Origin of the sequence: Acinetobacter lactucae, assembly GCF_013122135.1 — a bacterium.
In the GTDB taxonomy this organism is placed as follows: domain Bacteria; phylum Pseudomonadota; class Gammaproteobacteria; order Pseudomonadales; family Moraxellaceae; genus Acinetobacter; species Acinetobacter lactucae.
Map to the genome: position 1 here is coordinate 2,891,245 of NZ_CP053391.1, position 17,389 is coordinate 2,908,633.

17 protein-coding genes are annotated in these 17,389 nt (G+C 37.6%); 6 read left to right on the forward strand and 11 right to left on the reverse strand.

Annotated features, from left to right (window positions below; genetic code table 11):
• Window positions 1–16: 16 nt before the first annotated feature.
• From HLV59_RS13565 to HLV59_RS13575, 3 genes are all read right to left on the reverse strand, one after another.
• Window positions 17–325 carry an urease subunit beta gene (locus tag HLV59_RS13565; RefSeq protein ID WP_031947670.1) on the reverse strand — a complete coding sequence of 103 codons (309 nt, stop codon included), beginning with the start codon at window positions 323–325 and terminating at the stop codon, window positions 17–19.
• Between the two features lie 11 nt (window positions 326–336).
• The gene (ureA, locus tag HLV59_RS13570) at window positions 337–639 is read right to left on the reverse strand and encodes an urease subunit gamma (protein WP_002117495.1); all 303 of its coding nucleotides are present in this window, start codon (window positions 637–639) and stop codon (window positions 337–339) included.
• A gap of 101 nt (window positions 640–740) precedes the next feature.
• Entirely contained in the window at window positions 741–1,616 is an 876-nt protein-coding gene (locus HLV59_RS13575) for an urease accessory protein UreD (protein WP_216606724.1), read from the reverse strand.
• 201 nt (window positions 1,617–1,817) lie between these two features.
• Between HLV59_RS13575 and HLV59_RS13580 the strand changes: the two genes are divergently transcribed.
• Both HLV59_RS13580 and HLV59_RS13585 read left to right on the forward strand, forming a co-directional pair.
• Window positions 1,818–2,141 (forward strand): hypothetical protein, encoded by a 324-nt coding sequence (locus HLV59_RS13580; protein ID WP_005070594.1) that lies wholly within the window; start codon window positions 1,818–1,820, stop codon window positions 2,139–2,141.
• Window positions 2,142–2,327: 186 nt separating this feature from the next.
• On the forward strand, window positions 2,328–2,798 hold the full coding sequence (locus HLV59_RS13585; protein WP_031947668.1) for a copper resistance protein NlpE: 471 nt from the start codon (window positions 2,328–2,330) through the stop codon (window positions 2,796–2,798).
• 55 nt (window positions 2,799–2,853) lie between these two features.
• Here the strand turns inward: HLV59_RS13585 and HLV59_RS13590 are convergent, their stop codons facing one another.
• Window positions 2,854–4,458 carry an isocitrate lyase gene (locus HLV59_RS13590; RefSeq protein WP_002117581.1) on the reverse strand — a complete coding sequence of 535 codons (1,605 nt, stop codon included), beginning with the start codon at window positions 4,456–4,458 and terminating at the stop codon, window positions 2,854–2,856.
• Window positions 4,459–5,045: 587 nt separating this feature from the next.
• On the opposite strand from HLV59_RS13590, the gene HLV59_RS13595 reads away from it, so the two are divergent.
• From HLV59_RS13595 to HLV59_RS13605, 3 genes are all read left to right on the forward strand, one after another.
• Window positions 5,046–6,035, forward strand: coding sequence for a LysR family transcriptional regulator (locus HLV59_RS13595; RefSeq protein ID WP_004703082.1), 990 nt, complete (start codon window positions 5,046–5,048; stop codon window positions 6,033–6,035).
• A 123-nt stretch (window positions 6,036–6,158) separates the two neighbouring features.
• Window positions 6,159–7,484 (forward strand): hemolysin family protein, encoded by a 1,326-nt coding sequence (locus tag HLV59_RS13600; RefSeq protein ID WP_171430184.1) that lies wholly within the window; start codon window positions 6,159–6,161, stop codon window positions 7,482–7,484.
• A 570-nt stretch (window positions 7,485–8,054) separates the two neighbouring features.
• On the forward strand, window positions 8,055–9,392 hold the full coding sequence (locus HLV59_RS13605; RefSeq protein WP_016144639.1) for a CitMHS family transporter: 1,338 nt from the start codon (window positions 8,055–8,057) through the stop codon (window positions 9,390–9,392).
• A 42-nt stretch (window positions 9,393–9,434) separates the two neighbouring features.
• On the opposite strand, the gene HLV59_RS13610 is transcribed toward HLV59_RS13605, so the two are convergent.
• The gene (locus tag HLV59_RS13610; RefSeq protein WP_031947667.1) at window positions 9,435–9,947 is read right to left on the reverse strand and encodes a hypothetical protein; all 513 of its coding nucleotides are present in this window, start codon (window positions 9,945–9,947) and stop codon (window positions 9,435–9,437) included.
• A 203-nt stretch (window positions 9,948–10,150) separates the two neighbouring features.
• On the opposite strand from HLV59_RS13610, the gene HLV59_RS13615 reads away from it, so the two are divergent.
• The gene (locus tag HLV59_RS13615) at window positions 10,151–10,747 is read left to right on the forward strand and encodes a DUF2239 family protein (protein WP_050589397.1); all 597 of its coding nucleotides are present in this window, start codon (window positions 10,151–10,153) and stop codon (window positions 10,745–10,747) included.
• Here HLV59_RS13615 and HLV59_RS13620 read toward each other — a convergent pair.
• From HLV59_RS13620 to lysS, 6 genes are all read right to left on the reverse strand, one after another.
• Window positions 10,742–11,098: a hypothetical protein gene (locus tag HLV59_RS13620; protein ID WP_171430185.1), complete on the reverse strand. Its 357-nt coding sequence runs from the start codon at window positions 11,096–11,098 to the stop codon at window positions 10,742–10,744. The genes HLV59_RS13615 and HLV59_RS13620 overlap by 6 nt on opposite strands.
• A gap of 90 nt (window positions 11,099–11,188) precedes the next feature.
• Window positions 11,189–12,802, reverse strand: coding sequence for a sulfate adenylyltransferase subunit CysN (gene cysN / locus HLV59_RS13625; protein ID WP_031947664.1), 1,614 nt, complete (start codon window positions 12,800–12,802; stop codon window positions 11,189–11,191).
• Window positions 12,803–12,832: 30 nt separating this feature from the next.
• Window positions 12,833–13,741, reverse strand: coding sequence for a sulfate adenylyltransferase subunit CysD (cysD, locus tag HLV59_RS13630; RefSeq protein ID WP_081174927.1), 909 nt, complete (start codon window positions 13,739–13,741; stop codon window positions 12,833–12,835).
• Window positions 13,734–13,832, reverse strand: a complete 99-nt coding sequence (locus HLV59_RS13635) for a hypothetical protein (protein WP_004793966.1) — start codon at window positions 13,830–13,832, stop codon at window positions 13,734–13,736. The genes cysD and HLV59_RS13635 overlap by 8 nt, the downstream gene beginning before the upstream one ends.
• Before the next feature lie 283 nt (window positions 13,833–14,115).
• Entirely contained in the window at window positions 14,116–15,561 is a 1,446-nt protein-coding gene (locus tag HLV59_RS13640; RefSeq protein ID WP_171430186.1) for a capsule assembly Wzi family protein, read from the reverse strand.
• A 185-nt stretch (window positions 15,562–15,746) separates the two neighbouring features.
• Window positions 15,747–17,276, reverse strand: coding sequence for a lysine--tRNA ligase (gene lysS, locus HLV59_RS13645; RefSeq protein WP_002117806.1), 1,530 nt, complete (start codon window positions 17,274–17,276; stop codon window positions 15,747–15,749).
• Between the last annotated feature and the right edge of the window lie 113 nt (window positions 17,277–17,389).

The window sequence follows — 17,389 nt, forward strand, 5'->3', positions numbered from 1 at the left end:
ATTATCGTTGTTATGTCTAGTCCAGCTTGCCCATGACTCGGCCTGCAAAACCATATACTTCTCGTTTACCAACCAAAGCAACAAGCTCTACTTCTCGACTTTGTCCGGGTTCAAAACGTATTGCTGTGCCTGCCGCGATATTTAATCGAAAGCCTTTAGCTATTTCACGATCAAACTGTAGTGCATCATTTGCTTCATAAAAATGAAAATGTGAACCCACCTGAATAGGCCGATCGCCAATATTAGCAACTACAACTTTTAAAGTTTGTCGTCCAACATTCAGTTCAATGTCTGTATCTGGAGTAATAATTTCACCGGGGATCATAAGTCCTCCTTTTATACGATTGGCTGATGAACAGTGACTAACTTCGAACCATCAGGAAAAGTTGCTTCGACCTGAACCTCAGCAATCATTTCTGGCACACCATCCATCACATCTTCGCGCTTTAATAAAGTTGTTCCGTAATGCATCAAGTCACTCACCGTCATACCGTCCCGCGCCCCTTCAAGCAAAGCAGCAGAAATAAAAGCGATAGCTTCCGGATAATTTAGCTTTAAGCCGCGAGCTTTACGGCGCTCAGCGACTAGCCCTGCGGTAAAAATAAGTAATTTATCTTTTTCTGTTGGATTGAGTTCCATATCTCTTTCCTAAATAGCATCTAATTTTCTTTAAGCAAAATACGTGCTCAAAAGCAGCATACTTGTTTTAATCGTTTTTTAAATACGCAATTTAACGTAACTTAGGTTCTCCAAATTCTCGGAAATTCTTCATCCAAATCAAACCAATAGCGTCTTAATCTCGCTCTTATAGCCGCAAAAGCATCATGGCAACGTCGGATATCTTTTCCCAAGAAACGCGCACAAACCACATCATCTAATAATGTTAAAGTTACAGGTGCTTGCATACGCATCATTAATTCACGAATGAGTTCGAGCTGTTGTTCTAAATAAAATAAAGACCGATATTTCTCAGGTGGCACAGCCCAAAAGCTTCCCATCACGGCTTGATTATTCATACCTAAACATGAACGAAGCCAACGGTCTTCACCTTCAAAAAACAACATATCTGCAACCAGTAATTTTTGTTCTCGCCACAACTTAAACTGGTTATGGTAGCTTCCCCGCACAAAACGTTCAGCACGTGCCTGCCTCCCGAGTACCAACATATCCCAGCCAATAAAACTTGCAGCAAGATCAAGATGAATATGAGTTTCTGAGTGTGCTAGAGCTCCGTCAAATAACATGGATTCCTGCGGAACCCACTCCAAAATAGACTGATCTCGCACATGAAGATGAATATGCTGAAAAGCTTGCTTCCCATTGGTTTTGTACCACTTCCCTGCGCCAGGAGTCGTTACAACCGCATGAGCTTGATCTTTGGTTTCGATTTGAAAAGTAAGATGATCTCCTCCTGCAATTCCTGCGGGAGGATGTACAATAATGGCGTGACATACACCTGTTTTTTCAGGCCAGAGCATTTTTTGCACCCTTACAGGGCCATAATGCTTTCTATGATTCATTATGGTGCGCGAATTTTCAAAACAAAATCCGAGCTCTAATCTCGCATACCAAAATGGTGCTAAAGAGTTTTTTGAAAACGTTTGTACCTGATTCATTCTGGTTCGTATGTTCAAAATAAGTGCTTAAAGTTATAAGCAAAATACGCACCAAATATAAAAATAAGCCAAATGATAAAATTAGATACAATTTTTCGATTTTAATGAGTTAAAAAACAATCAATGTCTAACATAAAACCACAGTAACTCATGGAATTATTTATACAATAGCGCCCACCGTTGCTTCCATACTTGCTCTCCATGAAACTTTTTTTCGTGTTAACGCCACTTGTCTTTTTAACTGGGTGTATTTTTGGCCAATCTAGTGAGGTCAAACGTGCAGAAAAAATTCTCCATAATTTTGAATGTAAAAATGTTGAGACAAGTCAGATTGCAACAAGTTCAATTAATTCTTACTACCAACAGTCTTTAGCGGTAAGCAAAGAAAAGGCGACTTCATATGTAGAGAGTTATAAGAATGGTGAAGAATTATTCGATATGCCGTTAGATGAAGTTTTAAAGCAACAATATCAACTTTATAAATCAGCTTGTGATTCTTTAGGCGGAGTTTCATCTCAACCTTAATATAGACAGGTATTCACTAATTTTTTAGTGGATACCTTTTTTAATTTTTATATCTTTCTTTTTGATCAAATTTTACTCACTTTACCTTTTGTTAAAATTAAATTACATACTTAAACTTTTATTAAGCTCCTAGATTTCATAGCCTGTTTACTTGTTTTTTATTTATTTTCCGAGGTTTAGATCATCATGAAAAAAACATTATTATCAGTAGCACTCTTAAGTATCCTTCTTGCCGCTTGTAGCAAAAATGAAAATAAAGCCGACACGACAACTCAAGCATCTGCTCCAGCACAAACAACTGAAGCGAATAATAATGCTGTAGATACCGCACACACAGCTGAAAACTCACTCGATTGGGACGGCACATATAAAGGCACTCTCCCATGCGCAGACTGTGAAGGTATTAAAACCGAATTAGAACTTAAAGATGATAAAACCTACGAGCTGACTGAAACTTATCTTGGTAAAGGTGATGCAAACCCATTTGAAACCCATGGTACCTTTACTTTTGACAAAGATAATACTTCAGTCATTACCCTAGATGATAAAGGTCAAAACCGTAAATTCTTTATCGGTGAAAACACTGCAACTGCTTTAGATATGGAAGGTAAGAAAGTTGAAGGCTCTTTAGCTGAACACTATGTTTTGAAAAAATAATTTTTAATAATTAAAAAACCCGCTCATTTGAGCGGGTTTTTTTATGAATCAATTCTTAGTGAGCAGCGAATTGGTTCATTGTGTTTTTAGCATCGTCATGCGCTTTAAGAGCGTTGTCACCAGAGAAGATTTCTTTGTGATCATCACCGATGTCAGAACCCGCCATTGCTTGGTGTTTAACACAAGCGATTCCACCGCGGATTTCTTTACGTTGTACGCCAGCAACATAAGCCAACATACCTTCAGAACCGAAGTAACCTTGTGCAAGCTCATGAGTAGAAAGAGCCGCAGTGTGGTAAGTCGGAAGTGTGATCAAGTGATGGAACACACCTGCTTCGCGAGAAGCATCTGCTTGGAAAGTACGGATCTTGTCATCAGCATCAGCAGCTAATTCAGTGTTGTCATATTCAGCACTCATTAATTTAGCGCGGTCATATGCAGAAACATCTTTACCTTCAGCAACCCAACGGTCGTAAGCTTGTTGACGGAAGTTTAAAGTCCAGTTGAATGATGGGCTGTTGTTATAAACAAGCTTAGCATTTGGAACAACTTCTTTAACACGGTTAACCATGTGCGCGATTTCTTCTACGTTTGGAGTCGCAGTTTCGATCCAAAGAAGGTCAGCACCATTTTGAAGGCTAGATACACAGTCAAGCACAACACGGTCAATTTGAGTGTCAGCACGGAACTGATATAAACCTGATGGTAAACGCTTAGGACGGTGTAATTTACCATCACGCTTGATTAAGATTTCATCTTCTTGAGCATCAGCAATATCAATTTCTTGAGTATCTAAGTAGCTGATGTATTGAGAAGCGATGTCACCTGGCTCTTTAACCACTGGGATTTTTTGAGTCAAGTCAGCGCCTTCAGAGTCAGTACGCGCAACAATGATACCTTCTTCAAGACCCATTTCTAAGAATGCATAACGTAATGCATGGATCTTAGCGATGAAGTCTTCGTGTGGAACAGTTACTTTACCAGCTTGGTGACCACATTGTTTAGCATCAGATACTTGGTTTTCGATTTGAAGCGCACAAGCACCAGCTTCAATCATTTTCTTAGCAAGTAAGTAAGTTGCTTCTTCGTTACCGAAACCAGCATCGATGTCCGCAATAATTGGCACAACGTGAGTTTCAAAGTTGTCGATTTGAGCTGTGATTTCAGCTGCTTTAGCTGTATCACCAGCTTCTTGTGCTTTTTTAAGTGCACGGAATAAATCGTTTAATTCTTTTGCGTCAGCTTGACGTAAGAAAGTATAGATTTCTTCGATCAATGCAGGAACAGAAGTTTTTTCGTGCATAGATTGGTCAGGAAGTGGACCAAATTCAGAACGAAGAGCAGCAACCATCCAACCAGAAAGGTAGATATAACGTTTGCTTGTAGTACCGAAATATTTTTTGTTCGCAATCATTTTTTGTTGTGCGATGAAACCATGCCAGCAACCTAATGATTGAGTGTATTTGCTTGAGTCAGCATCGTATTCAGCCATATCACGACGCATAATCGCAGCTGTATACTTAGCAATATCTAAACCTGTTTTGAAACGGTTTTGAAGTTGCATACGAGCAGCATCTTCTGGGCTAATGTCTGCCCAAGTGTTGCCGAATTTTGCTTTTAATTGACGTACTGCATCAATCGCTGTTTGATATGTAGTCATGATATTGTCCTGTATTCATTTTAGGATTTCATCGATTGAAGCCTAGAGTCACGTTACTTAAATTTCTTATGACACCAGCTGCTTCCTCATGACCACAGCTTAGACTTAGCCAATCAATTAATCCAATATCCTTTGTTAATCTTCAGTATTTATTTAAAAAATATACCAATAAATCGATATTATAGATAATACTAAAAACCTTAACACTCTGTTTATAAAAATAAAATTATCCTAAAGGAGTATAGAGTTTCATTCTTAAACCTCACTAAGTCTTATTTTTATACAATTTTTGAAGATTTTCCACTCATTTTTAAATCTAAAAGTCAATTGTAAATTAGGCTATTTTTGCCAATGCAAAAAGTCAATTGATATGCTAGAAATTGAGAAGTTATTCATAAATATATTCTATTTAGATTTCTTTCATTCAAAACTAAGCAAAGACAATAAAATCGTACCTTTGAAACGGCTTTCCACCCTACTTAATTCCTACAAAAAATGTCGCTTTTCTCATCATTTTTTCACACAATGATTATTAAATATGGCATAATTTGAAACAATTTCAGGGTTTTATTTTCGGTATTTTTTTTATGAATCTGGAGCGAGTAGATCTTAATCTATTAATATATCTTGATGTACTTCTTCGTGAAAAAAATGTTACGCGCGCAGCCGAACAGCTTGGGGTAACTCAGCCTGCAATGAGTAATATTTTACGTCGCTTACGTAATTTATTTAATGATCCGCTTCTTATCCGTTCTTCTGAAGGGATGACCCCAACAGAACGTGCACTCGAATTACAACCTCGTATTCGTGATGCCCTTTCTGACCTCTCTATGATTTTGGAACCCCGTACCGAATTCCGCCCTTATACAAGTAATCGCGTTTTCCGCATTATGACATCTGACTATGCCGAGGCAACTTTAGTCCCTCGTCTTGTCAAAGCTCTACGCTCTGAAGCTCCAAATGTTGTCCTCGACTTTCTTACACCAAGTGATGTGTCTTATAGAGATATGGAACAAGGTAAAGTTGATCTTGCGATTAATAGATTTAATGAAATACCGCAAAGTTTCCATCAAGTTTTAGTTTGGCGTGATAGTTTCAGCTGTATTCTTAACGACAAACACCCTGCTGTAACCCATTTAAATCTTAAAAGCTATCTAGATGCACAACATATCTGGGTTTCTAAAACAGGTATGGGCGTAGGCTTTGGTGTAAATCCAGATAAACAAGGCGGTTTAGGCTGGATCGATCAAGCATTAGAGCGTATTGGTCAACGTCGTAAAATTTCTGTATTTACCCGTCACTACCAAATGCCAGCATTACTTGCTCAAAATGTAGATCTTATTGCTACATTACCAACACGCATGGCACGTTTACAAACTCAAAATCCAAAACTGGTTATAAAGGATCCTCCTTTTTATATTCCAGAATTTGAACTTAAAATGGCTTGGTGCCCGTTATTACATCATCATCCTGCTCATCGCTGGTTGCGCCAACTTATTTTATTTGTTGCTCGTCAAATGATTGAAGAAGAAAATCGTGAATTTCTAACCAACAATTCACAATTTTCTCACTATTAAATAAATTTTAATTTAATTGTCGATTTTAGACATTATCTTCAAGCGCTGAGCAATCAATCTGATTACCTCAGCGCTTTTTTGTGTTAAAACATAGTCATAATAATGATGAACCTCGGGTGATTTGTGAGTCTCTTTCAAAATATCATTATCATCGCACTGCTCATCATCGCAGCAGGCTTTTTATCTTTAACTGAAATTGCCTTGGCTGGTGCCAGAAAAGTAAAGTTAAAAATTTTAGCCGAAGCTGGCGAAGAACGTGCCCAACAAGTACTTGATCTACAAGAACAATCTGCCGATTTTTTTGCAGCTTCTCAAATTGGCCTAAATGCAGTTGCGATTTTAGGTGGTATTTTGGGTGAAGCTGCTTTTCGTCCTTTTTTTGTCACACTCGTCGACCGTTTTTATGAAGGACCTTGGACACAAACTATTGGTTTTGCCCTATCCTTCACCTTAGTAACTTCTTTATTTATTTTATTTGCCGATCTCATGCCAAAACGTTTGGCCATGATTGCACCTGAAAAAATTGCGATTAGTGTTATTAACCCAATTCAAGTTTTTATTAAGGTTTGCAAACCTTTAGCTTGGGGAATTAATGCAATCGCCAACTTACTATTTCGTTTATTCAAAATTAATACAACACGAGAAGACAATATTACTTTTGATGATATTTCAGCAGTCATGGATGCAGGCGCGCAAGCTGGTGTACTTCAAAAACAAGAACATCACTTTATTGAGAACGTTTTTGAGTTAGAAGAACGTACCGTACCCTCAAGCATGACAACACGCGAAAATGTTGTTTATTTCACCTTGAATGAACATGAAGACAGTATTCGTCAAAAATTAGCAGAATATCCTTACTCAAAATTTTTAGTGTGTAACGAAAATATTGATCAGGTCATTGGTTATGTTGATGCCAAAGACTTTCTGGTGCGCATTTTAAACAATCAATCCCCAACACAATTGAATGAATCAACCATTCGTACTGTCTTAATGATTCCTGACACCCTAACTCTCTCGGAATTACTTGATCGTTTCCGCTCTACAAAAGAGAAATTTGCGGTGGTCATAAATGAATATGCTCTGGTTGTAGGTGTTATCACCTTGAGTGATATTATGATTACAGTTATGGGTGACTGGGTGACCCCTATAGAAGAAGAGCAACAAATCATTAAACGTGATAATAACTCTTGGTTGATTGATGGCAGCACACCAATTGATGACCTAAGACATGCACTTGAAATTGATGAAATGCCCGATGAAGAAAATTATGAGACGCTCGCAGGTTTTATGATGTACCGTCTACGTAAAATACCTCGTCCAGCAGATTTTGTAGAATTTGGTGGATATAAGTTTGAAGTTGTCGATGTCGACCATTTTAAAATTGACCAACTTCTTGTAACTCGAATTTTAGAACAAACCGAAACACACTCATCAATTGATGAAAACTAGTCTGCATTAATTTAAATACCCCACAATTTAGCTGGGGTATTTTTTTAAAACTAAATAACTTTTTTAAATATATGTAATAATTATTTTAGATTCATTTATTCAATTTGCTCTTTTAATTTAAAAGTATTATTATTTTATTTAGTAACTGTATTAAAGCTTAAATACTGAAAATTAATAAAATAATCTATATCTCTTAACTGCCTATAAAGTGATTAAGCTCCCATTTACTTTGCAAACAAACTTATGTAACTTAGCTCAAAGTAAGCCCCTAAATGCTTCTTCTTCTCATTTCACTCATCAAAACATATATAATTTCAAAAAATGCCATATAATTTTTATAATTATAATACTCTTATATTATTTTATAATGACGTTCATTTATTATAATACCATTATAATCTTAATATATATGTTCAGTATTTCATCTATATATACCCTTTCAAATGAATATATATTAACCAAATAAACTAAATATATTATTTGTCTTTTTAATAAAAATTAATAAGAATAACCAAGGTCAGAGTTTTGAATAAACTTGTTCAGTAAAACTATAGGCAAAGGATTGATTGTATGCTGACATTACTTGGTGTTGGCATGATTTTGTGCTTCATGTACTTAATCATGTCCAAACGTTTAAGCCCTATTATTGCTTTAATTCTCATCCCATTTCTTTTCGCTCTCATTGCTTGGGGCCTAGGTCATTACTTTGAAAGTTTAAGTCATATTGAACTCAAAGGTCTCAGTGAGATGATGCTGGATGGCATCAAAAAATTAGCGCCAACTGGCGTAATGCTTTTATTCGCAATTTTATATTTTGCCTTAATGATCGATGCAGGTCTCTTCGATCCACCAGTCAAATGGATTTTGAAAAAAGTTAAAGGCGATCCTTTAAAAATTACCCTAGGAACTGTCTTTTTAACTACTCTCGTTTCTTTAGATGGTGATGGTTCAACCACCTATATGATTTGTGTCGCTGCAATGTTGCCACTTTATCAACGTCTAGGCATGAACACTCTTATTATGACAGCCCTGATGCTGCTCTGTAGTGGTGTAATGAACTTAACGCCATGGGGTGGTCCTACCGCTCGTGCTGCGAGTGCTCTTCAAGTTGATCCGAGCCATATTTTCGTACCAATGATTCTTCCAATGATCGTTAGTATTGGTTGGTTATTCTTCTTGGCATACCTATATGGTCGCTATGAACAAAAACGTTTAGGCGTGATTGAGCTTGAAAGTCATCATGGTGACAACATTACGGTATCAAAAGATCCTGAAGCGACACGTCCACATTTACGTAAAGTGAATATGGTACTCACGATTATTCTCATGATTGCATTAATCAAAGGTATTTTACCGATGTCGGTGCTATTCATGATAGCGTTCTGTATTGCAATGCTCATTAACTATCCGAATGTTGATATGCAGAAAAAACGTATTGCAATGCATGCAGATAGTGTCTTAGCAGTTGTTGGTTTAATTTTTGCGGCTGGTATTTTTACAGGTATTTTATCTGGTACAGGTATGGTTGAGGCGATGTCTAAGGAATTCGTCGCAATGATTCCTCCAAGCATGGGGCCATATCTCGCACCGATTACCGCTCTAGTCAGTATGCCTTTGACATTCTTTATGTCAAATGATGCATTCTTCTATGGTGTATTACCAATTCTTGCTGAAGCTGCCTCGCATTACGGTATTAGCCCAGAAGCTATTGCGCGTGCATCAATTATCGGTCAGCCAGTGCACCTGCTCTCACCTCTTGTTCCATCCACCTATTTGTTATGTGGCCTTGCAAAAGTTGATTTTGGAGACCATCAAAAATTCACTCTCAAGTGGGCATTTATAACATGTATGGTTTTGATGGGGACCGCTTTAGTGATTGGTGTTTTCCCACTTTTTAGCACACTTTAATTATTCTTCTAAAAATAAAAGCCCCAAATGGGGCTTTTATTTTTATTTATTTATATACTCAATCATGGCGTCTAAGAACGCATGAAAGTGCAAGCTAATATCTTCTTCTAAAATTTTATAGGCATTATCAAATTGCACCATTGGCCAACCTTCTTTCCAAAATGGAAAGATGTCATGTAAGTCATGAGTAACTATTGCATCTTCTCGAACAATTGCTTGTGAAATTTGTGCCAAAACTTGTGCTGTTTCTGCACCATCAATAGCTAAATAATCAATACCACGCACTTTTAAAATACGAATTCGATCTTTTTTATAGCGAATTTTTTTAGCTTGAGCTGCATTTAAACCTAGTGCAAGCGTAACTGCCTCTACAAACTTCTCTTCAAAATTTGTATTTAGTGCCACTAAAGCCTGTTTATGTGCTTCTTGACGCCCAGCTTTTCCCCCATTACGGATAATCTCATTTGCTTCCGTATCTAGCTTATCTTTTTTCATCGACTGTAAAATGTCTAAAATTTCGATATCGCTTAAAGATTCAGGAGATTGCTCAAACATAGGAGTCTCTATACATACAACTAAAGGCGTATTCTCTCATAAAAGCGATACTAAAGCAGAGTAAAATTTTAAATAGCCTATTATCTTGACTATTTTTATAGTCCTAATTTCAGCGACTATACTCATAAAATCTGTTAATTCTTTATTTATGATTTTTACTATTTGCCAAATTAATTTTACCCTGATAAAAATATGCGGCTAAAATGAATACTAAAATCACTTATACTGCTTTCACTGGAAGCACACTTATTGCCAGTGACTCCCTGGTTGAACTGGCAAAAAAACTAAAAACTCTTCCTAAAACAACAGAAGATACTCTGATTTTTAATGATCAAACAGATCAACCAATTGATCTTTCTGGTTCGGAACAAGAAATTCAACAACGTTATGCTGAACCGGAAGAAATTAAAAAAGTTGGGCGACCCAAACTCGGAGTAATTTCTCGTGAAATCACTTTACAGAAAAAACATTGGGATTGGTTAGATCAACAAAGTGCAAGTGCATCAGCAGTAATTCGTAAGTTAATTGATAAAGAGTTAAATAACCCAAATTCTGAAGGTAATATTATGCTCGCTAAACAAGCCATCGACCGTTTTATGTCTGCCATGTTGGGCAATATGCCAAATTACGAAGAAGCAACACGTGCCTTATATCAAGGTGATCGAGATGTATTTTTAAAGATGATTCAAAATTATCCTAAAGATATAAAAGAGTATCTGATTCAAAAAACCCAAAATATTTTTGAATTTTTTGATTATTCCAGCTTCTTGATAAGCGGAACAATCAGACATAATCTATAAATTATCTTCATCATTTATTGAAGATGTCATTTTCATATCAAGATTTTTATAATCAACCCCCTGCAAATAACCTAGACATCTCTCTTTCAACTCATCAATCATTTGCTGTTGCTTGACCTCTCCACCATCAAGGCTAGATAAAGCATCAATCTCATCAAAACATGCGATTACATATTTTAGATCGTCAGAAATTATTGTAGATTTTAAGATTTTATTAGAAAAGCTCGACCTTGCTAAAGACCATATTCCAGCTTCAGGAGAAAGAATTCCCTGTTTCATTCCCTCTAAAACTCCCAGAGCTAGTGAAGCGATATAGAATTCAGCATTTTTATTAAGGGTTTCAAGTTTCATATATTAGAGATGTAGTTATATAAAAATATAGAGTATACACAATACAAGAAAACCCGCTTACGCGGGTTTTTTCAAAATCAATTCAGCCTATTAAAGACGGACTAATTCCACAACTTTTTCAACTGCTTCTTCAACGGTTTCAGCAGTAACTTCTGTATCTGTACCATCCACAGCCGTAGTAATAACTACAACACCTGTCTCACGCAATAAAGTAATTTGCTCAGCAGTTAAGTTGGCTTTTGCAATCGCAACTACACCTTGTTGGATCAATAAACTTTCTAAAACTTGAGCTTTCTCGATTAACTGTGCAGAAATCCCAATCACCGCTGGCTTTTGACCTAAACGTGCAGCACGATCTTCAGCTGTTACAGGATTACTATGCGCAGTCCATTCAACAGCAGCTTCAACCATACCCGCACCAACAGTTACGTTGCTTAAACGGTCAATAAAGATAAACGAACCTGTATAGCGAGAATCTTGGTATTGATCAAATACAACTGGTGCATCGAACTCAACCACAACATCTGCAATCGCATTCAACTCAAGCTCTTCCACATGTGTGTGTTCAAGTGTATTCACATTCACACGATAATGGATATTAGTGACTTTAGCAGGAACGGTCTGTGTACCAATCTTAACGTTGTACAACTTACCTTTCACGAGCGGATGTTCATTCATCCATACTACTGAAGCACGAACACTACGTGAGATTAATGGTTGCTCGCCAGCACGCACCAAAACGTTACCACGGCTAATATCAATTTCATCATTTAGAGTTAATGTAACCGCTTGGCCTGCTACAGCCTGCTCAAGATTTCCATCAAATGTGACGATTTCTTTAATTGTTGAACGCTTACCTGACGGCAAGGCAACAATCTCATCACCCACATTGATTTCACCTAAAGCAATCGTACCTGCAAAACCACGGAAATCTAAGTTTGGACGGTTTACATACTGAACAGGGAAACGAAATTCGTGTTTGTTCGACTCACGACTAATTTCCACCGACTCAAGAATGCTCATCAAGGTTTGTCCCTTGTACCACGGCGTATGAGCTGACGGATTTACAACGTTATCGCCATTTAAAGCAGAGATTGGTACAAACTGAATATTGGCTGGACGGCGATCACCTAACTGGCTTACGAAAGCATCATATTCACTCTGAATTTCATTAAAGCGTTCAGGAGAGTACTCAACCAAATCCATCTTATTGATTGCAACAACGATATTTTTAATACCCAGCAAACTTGCAATAAACGTATGTCGACGAGTTTGAGTTTGTACACCATAACGCGCATCAATCAAGATGATTGCCAAGTCCGCAGTTGACGCACCTGTTGCCATGTTACGGGTATATTGCTCATGCCCTGGGGTATCCGCAATAATAAACTTACGTTTTTCAGTTGAGAAATAACGGTAAGCTACGTCAATGGTAATACCTTGCTCACGCTCTGCTTGTAGACCGTCTACCAGTAATGCCAAGTCTGGTGCATCACCCGTAGTTCCTACTTTTTTACTGTCACGCGTTACTGCTTGCAATTGATCTTCATAAATCAATTTTGAATCGTAGAGTAAACGTCCAATAAGCGTACTTTTACCATCGTCTACGTTACCACAAGTCAAAAAGCGTAGAAGGTCTTTTTGTTCATGTTGCTTTAAATAGGCCAAGATATCTTGACTGATTAATTCTGATTGATGAGACATTGCTCAAACTCCACAAATTTAGAAATTGTCTTAGAAATAGCCTTCTTGCTTTTTCTTTTCCATTGAGCCCGCTTCATCATGGTCAATCATACGACCTTGACGCTCAGAACTCGTGGCTAAAAGCATCTCTTGGATAATTTCAGGTAACGTATCTGCTTCAGACTCAACTGCACCAGTTAACGGGTAACAGCCAAGTGTACGGAAACGTACAGACTTCATCTGTGGAACTTCACCCTCTTTTAGACGCATACGTTCATCATCAACCATGATTAACGTACCGCTACGCTCTACTACCGGACGAACAGCAGAGAAATAAAGAGGAACGATTTGAATATTTTCTAAATAGATATATTGCCAGATATCCAACTCAGTCCAGTTAGATAAAGGGAATACACGAATACTTTCACCTTTGTTCACTTTACCATTGTAAAGATTCCAAAGTTCAGGGCGTTGGTTTTTCGGGTCCCAACGGTGCTTACTATCACGGAATGAGTAAACACGCTCTTTAGCACGTGATTTTTCTTCATCACGACGTGCACCACCAAAAGCAGCATCAAATTGATATTTATCCAAAGCCTGTTTTAAAGCTTGGGTTTTCATAATATCTGTATATTTTGAACTACCATGATCGAATGGGTTGATTCCAGCTTCACGGCCTTCTTTGTTCTGGTGAACAATTAAGTCAAAACCATGAGTTTTTGCCATGTTATCGCGGAATGTGATCATGTCTTTAAACTTCCAACCCGTATCTACATGTAATAATGGGAATGGAAGTTTAGCTGGATAAAATGCTTTTAACGCAAGATGAAGCATAACAGCTGAGTCTTTACCAATTGAGTAAAGCATGACTGGGTTTTCGAATTCTGCAGCAACTTCACGAATGATGTGAATACTTTCAGCTTCAAGTTGCTTGAGATGTGTGAGTCTTGATTCAGTCATGAACACGTCCTTCTCTATCCATTTTGCCCATAAAATCTAGAAGTAGTATTAAACCACCACCTAGAAGACCATGTGGAGGAACGAGTGCCATAACAACTCCAATTTTTCGTGATAGATAATCTAACCACAAGCCTTTATATGGCTTATAGCATTAGTTATGCATTATAGTGATTTAAAACCGATTCCTTTTGCTTGTTTTTTCATATTGATATTCGATTTAATCATATACATGTAATATGCTGATTCACCTGCATAACTTCACAATCGTAGCTTGTGTATTCAACTTAAGCAAATCATGTTCTAGTCTTTAGATTTCTCTAAAAACCATAAAAAAAGAGAAGCATTAGCTTCCCTTTTTTAAACATAATCTAATCTTAGAAACCAAACATTTTACGTTCTAGTGGAATTTCAATCCCAATAGATGCACCTGCGTCATTACCCTCAAGATCCGAATCACTTACCCAACCATTAATTTTTAATGGAAGATCAGGTTTGATGAAATGCGTCCAAGTTAAATCAAGTGCTTTAATTTCATCGTCTTTAGGGAAGGCTTTATTGATTGCCAAGTTAGATTGATTAACTTTAACTACCATAGCACGACCACTTAAACGGTTCATGACATCAAAGCGGATATCACCACCTACTGAATACATTTGCCCATCACCACCCATCGCATGGCCTAACGAGAAACCATGTTGGTAATAGCCGTCTTTATAAGTTGAATGCGCATAAGAGATACCTCTTACATCACCATTAGTACGTGTATCAGCCCACTCTGCATACAGTTGATATGGCATATTATTGTAGCTAGATGAATAATCCACACCAGCTAAGTACATCTTCTTAGAAGGCAAACCACCTGCTTCATCTTCACCTACATATTGTCCATATATGCTAACTGGAACTTGGAATAACGGTTGCAGTAATAAACGACCATCAAAGCCAGCAATTTGGTTCGATGGATCTGCTTCACCAGTTCCACCATTATCTTTATTGCCAACAAATGCATCCCATAACGAACTAAGACTTTCAGGACGGCCATCTCCACCCCACTGAATAGCACGCGATGCACCTAACTCGATATATGGTAATGGTTGTGCAGTTAGACGTAATCCAATTAATTTAGCATCTGGAATTGCTTTATAATCATCTAATTGACCAGCAAAAGCTTGATATTGCCAAGGACCAATCCAAGATAACCATTTTGTCTCAAAAGCATTTTGTACAGCACGTTGTGCCGTTACACCATAAACTGGGCGGCTAGCATCGCCACGAATTAAGCTACCATCGTGTCCAGGTCCCCACCATGTTGGAATTTGACCTGCAACTACCCATTGATTCCAAAGTTTACCAGCGACATATGAACCCTCAACATTGACATCTTGCCCATTATCAATTTGAGGGTCTTTTTCTGCATTTACTCGGATTTTAGCATCCCAGTTTTCACCACCCGCATTAAACTCTAACGAACCTTGATATTGAGCTTTTTGGTTATCACCAAATGCTTGAGGAATATTTTTGATATCAGTTTCAGCAAAAGCACCCACTTTAACTGTATTGTTATCTGCTTTTAATGCATTAAGAACTGAGTTAATAACTTTTTGTTGAGCTGGGTGGCTCACTTTTGCTTGAGAAAGTGCTCTCTGAATTTCATCACCACTTAACGGCCAAGTTGAAGTGCTAATATTGATAACACCTTGTTGATTTAACCAATTTAAGTCGGTACGTAAGTCTTCATTATTTAGCACTAAACCTTGTGCAAAAATTGCGGATGAAGCAGTTGCCAATATTGCAATCGAAAGTGTTTTTCTTAGAAACATGCCAGCCAATTCTCAAAGTTATTTATGAGCAACACCTTAAATTTTTTATCACAACTTTGCAATTGTTAAACTGTGCAATTACATTTTTTAACGCTATCTTAAGATTAGTATAAGTAGGTAAGTTTCTAGATATAAAAAGTAATAAAAAAGGCAGTATAAATACTGCCTTTTTGCACATTAGAAGATTAACCTTCTTTACGACGCATGTGCGGGAATAAAATTACATCGCGAATACTTGGCGCATCAGCAAATAACATAACTAAACGATCGATACCGATACCTTCACCTGCTGTTGGAGGTAAACCATATTCAAGTGCTTCAACAAACTCTGCATCGTAATGCATTGCTTCATCATCACCTGCGTCTTTTTCCGCTACCTGAGCTTGGAAACGTTCAGCCTGATCAATCGGGTCATTTAACTCGCTAAAACCATTTGCTAATTCACGACCACCGATGAAGAATTCAAAACGATCTGTAACATGTGGATTGTCATCATTACGACGCGCCAATGGAGAAGTTTCCGCTGGGTAATCAGTAATAAATGTTGGCTGACGGAGTTTAGTCTCAACAGTTTCTTCAAATACGATCGTTTGAAGCTTGCCTAAACCAAAACCTGGCTTAACTTCTTCTTTTAGCTCTTCACGAATAAATTTTGCAAGAAACTCGCGATCACCTACATTTTCAGGTGTGAACTGCGGATTGTTCTCTAAAATCGCATCGAACATAGAGATTTTCTTGAATGGTCCTTTGAAGCTAAATACTTCACCTTGGTAAGGAACATCAGTTGTACCTAGAATATCCAAAGCCAACTTTTCAAGCATATTTTCAGTCAATGCCATTAAATCTTTATAATCAGCATATGCCTGATAGAACTCAATCATCGTGAATTCAGGGTTATGACGTGTTGATACCCCTTCATTACGGAAGTTACGGTTGATTTCAAACACACGTTCAAACCCACCAACAACTAAACGCTTCAAATAAAGTTCAGGTGCAATACGTAAGAATAAAGGCATATCCAAAGCATTGTGATGTGTTTCGAATGGACGCGCAGAAGCACCGCCCGGAATCACATGCATCATTGGCGTTTCAACTTCCATGAAACGTTCATTGTTTAAAAATGCTCGAATACCTGCAACAACTTTGGCACGGATTTCAAAAGTTTTACGTGTCTCTTCATTCACGATTAAGTCAAGGTAACGTTTACGGTACTTAACTTCTGTGTCATTTAAACCATGAAATTTATCTGGTAACGGACGAAGAGATTTTGTAAGCAGTTCAAAACCTTCAAGATGAACATATAAGTCACCTTTGCCTGAACGTCCGATATAACCTTCGGCAGCAATGATGTCACCAAGATCTAAACCTTTAATGGTTTCAAGAATATCTTTTGGTAAGCCTTTACGGTCAACATATAACTGAATACGACCTGTCATATCTTGGATTACCATGAAAGAACCACGGTTTAACATGACACGACCAGCCACTTTTACATAGACATGCTCAGCGCTTTCAATTTGTTCTTTCGACTGATCTTTAAATTGTTCTTGTAAATCAGCAGCGTAATGTTCACGCTTAAAAGTGTTCGGCCAAGGGCTCTTTCCAGTTTCCTTCGCAACATCTTGGATTTGCTTTAATTTGGCATGACGCTGTGCAATTAAATCGTTTTCGGAAATAGTTGGTTCAGAAGTCGATTGAGCGTTTTGTTGCGTCATCTCTGCCTCGATTAAGTAAAAATGAAGTGGCATAGCTTAACAGATTGCAGGAGTTTTTCGAATGATTTCAATCAAACAAAAATGAAAAAAGACAATTTATGGAAACGAGCAGT

What these genes read in the sequence shown, in the direction of transcription:
- HLV59_RS13565 (WP_031947670.1), bottom strand. Translation starts at nt 325, where the DNA reads ATGATCCCCGGTGAAATTATTACTCCAGATACAGACATTGAACTGAAT.
- ureA (WP_002117495.1), bottom strand. Translation starts at nt 639, where the DNA reads ATGGAACTCAATCCAACAGAAAAAGATAAATTACTTATTTTTACCGCA.
- HLV59_RS13575 (WP_216606724.1), bottom strand. Translation starts at nt 1,616, where the DNA reads ATGAATCAGGTACAAACGTTTTCAAAAAACTCTTTAGCACCATTTTGG.
- HLV59_RS13580 (WP_005070594.1), top strand. Translation starts at nt 1,818, where the DNA reads ATGAAACTTTTTTTCGTGTTAACGCCACTTGTCTTTTTAACTGGGTGT.
- HLV59_RS13585 (WP_031947668.1), top strand. Translation starts at nt 2,328, where the DNA reads ATGAAAAAAACATTATTATCAGTAGCACTCTTAAGTATCCTTCTTGCC.
- HLV59_RS13590 (WP_002117581.1), bottom strand. Translation starts at nt 4,458, where the DNA reads ATGACTACATATCAAACAGCGATTGATGCAGTACGTCAATTAAAAGCA.
- HLV59_RS13595 (WP_004703082.1), top strand. Translation starts at nt 5,046, where the DNA reads ATGAATCTGGAGCGAGTAGATCTTAATCTATTAATATATCTTGATGTA.
- HLV59_RS13605 (WP_016144639.1), top strand. Translation starts at nt 8,055, where the DNA reads ATGCTGACATTACTTGGTGTTGGCATGATTTTGTGCTTCATGTACTTA.
- HLV59_RS13610 (WP_031947667.1), bottom strand. Translation starts at nt 9,947, where the DNA reads ATGTTTGAGCAATCTCCTGAATCTTTAAGCGATATCGAAATTTTAGAC.
- HLV59_RS13615 (WP_050589397.1), top strand. Translation starts at nt 10,151, where the DNA reads ATGAATACTAAAATCACTTATACTGCTTTCACTGGAAGCACACTTATT.
- HLV59_RS13620 (WP_171430185.1), bottom strand. Translation starts at nt 11,098, where the DNA reads ATGAAACTTGAAACCCTTAATAAAAATGCTGAATTCTATATCGCTTCA.
- cysN (WP_031947664.1), bottom strand. Translation starts at nt 12,802, where the DNA reads ATGTCTCATCAATCAGAATTAATCAGTCAAGATATCTTGGCCTATTTA.
- cysD (WP_081174927.1), bottom strand. Translation starts at nt 13,741, where the DNA reads ATGACTGAATCAAGACTCACACATCTCAAGCAACTTGAAGCTGAAAGT.
- HLV59_RS13635 (WP_004793966.1), bottom strand. Translation starts at nt 13,832, where the DNA reads ATGGCACTCGTTCCTCCACATGGTCTTCTAGGTGGTGGTTTAATACTA.
- HLV59_RS13640 (WP_171430186.1), bottom strand. Translation starts at nt 15,561, where the DNA reads ATGTTTCTAAGAAAAACACTTTCGATTGCAATATTGGCAACTGCTTCA.
- lysS (WP_002117806.1), bottom strand. Translation starts at nt 17,276, where the DNA reads ATGACGCAACAAAACGCTCAATCGACTTCTGAACCAACTATTTCCGAA.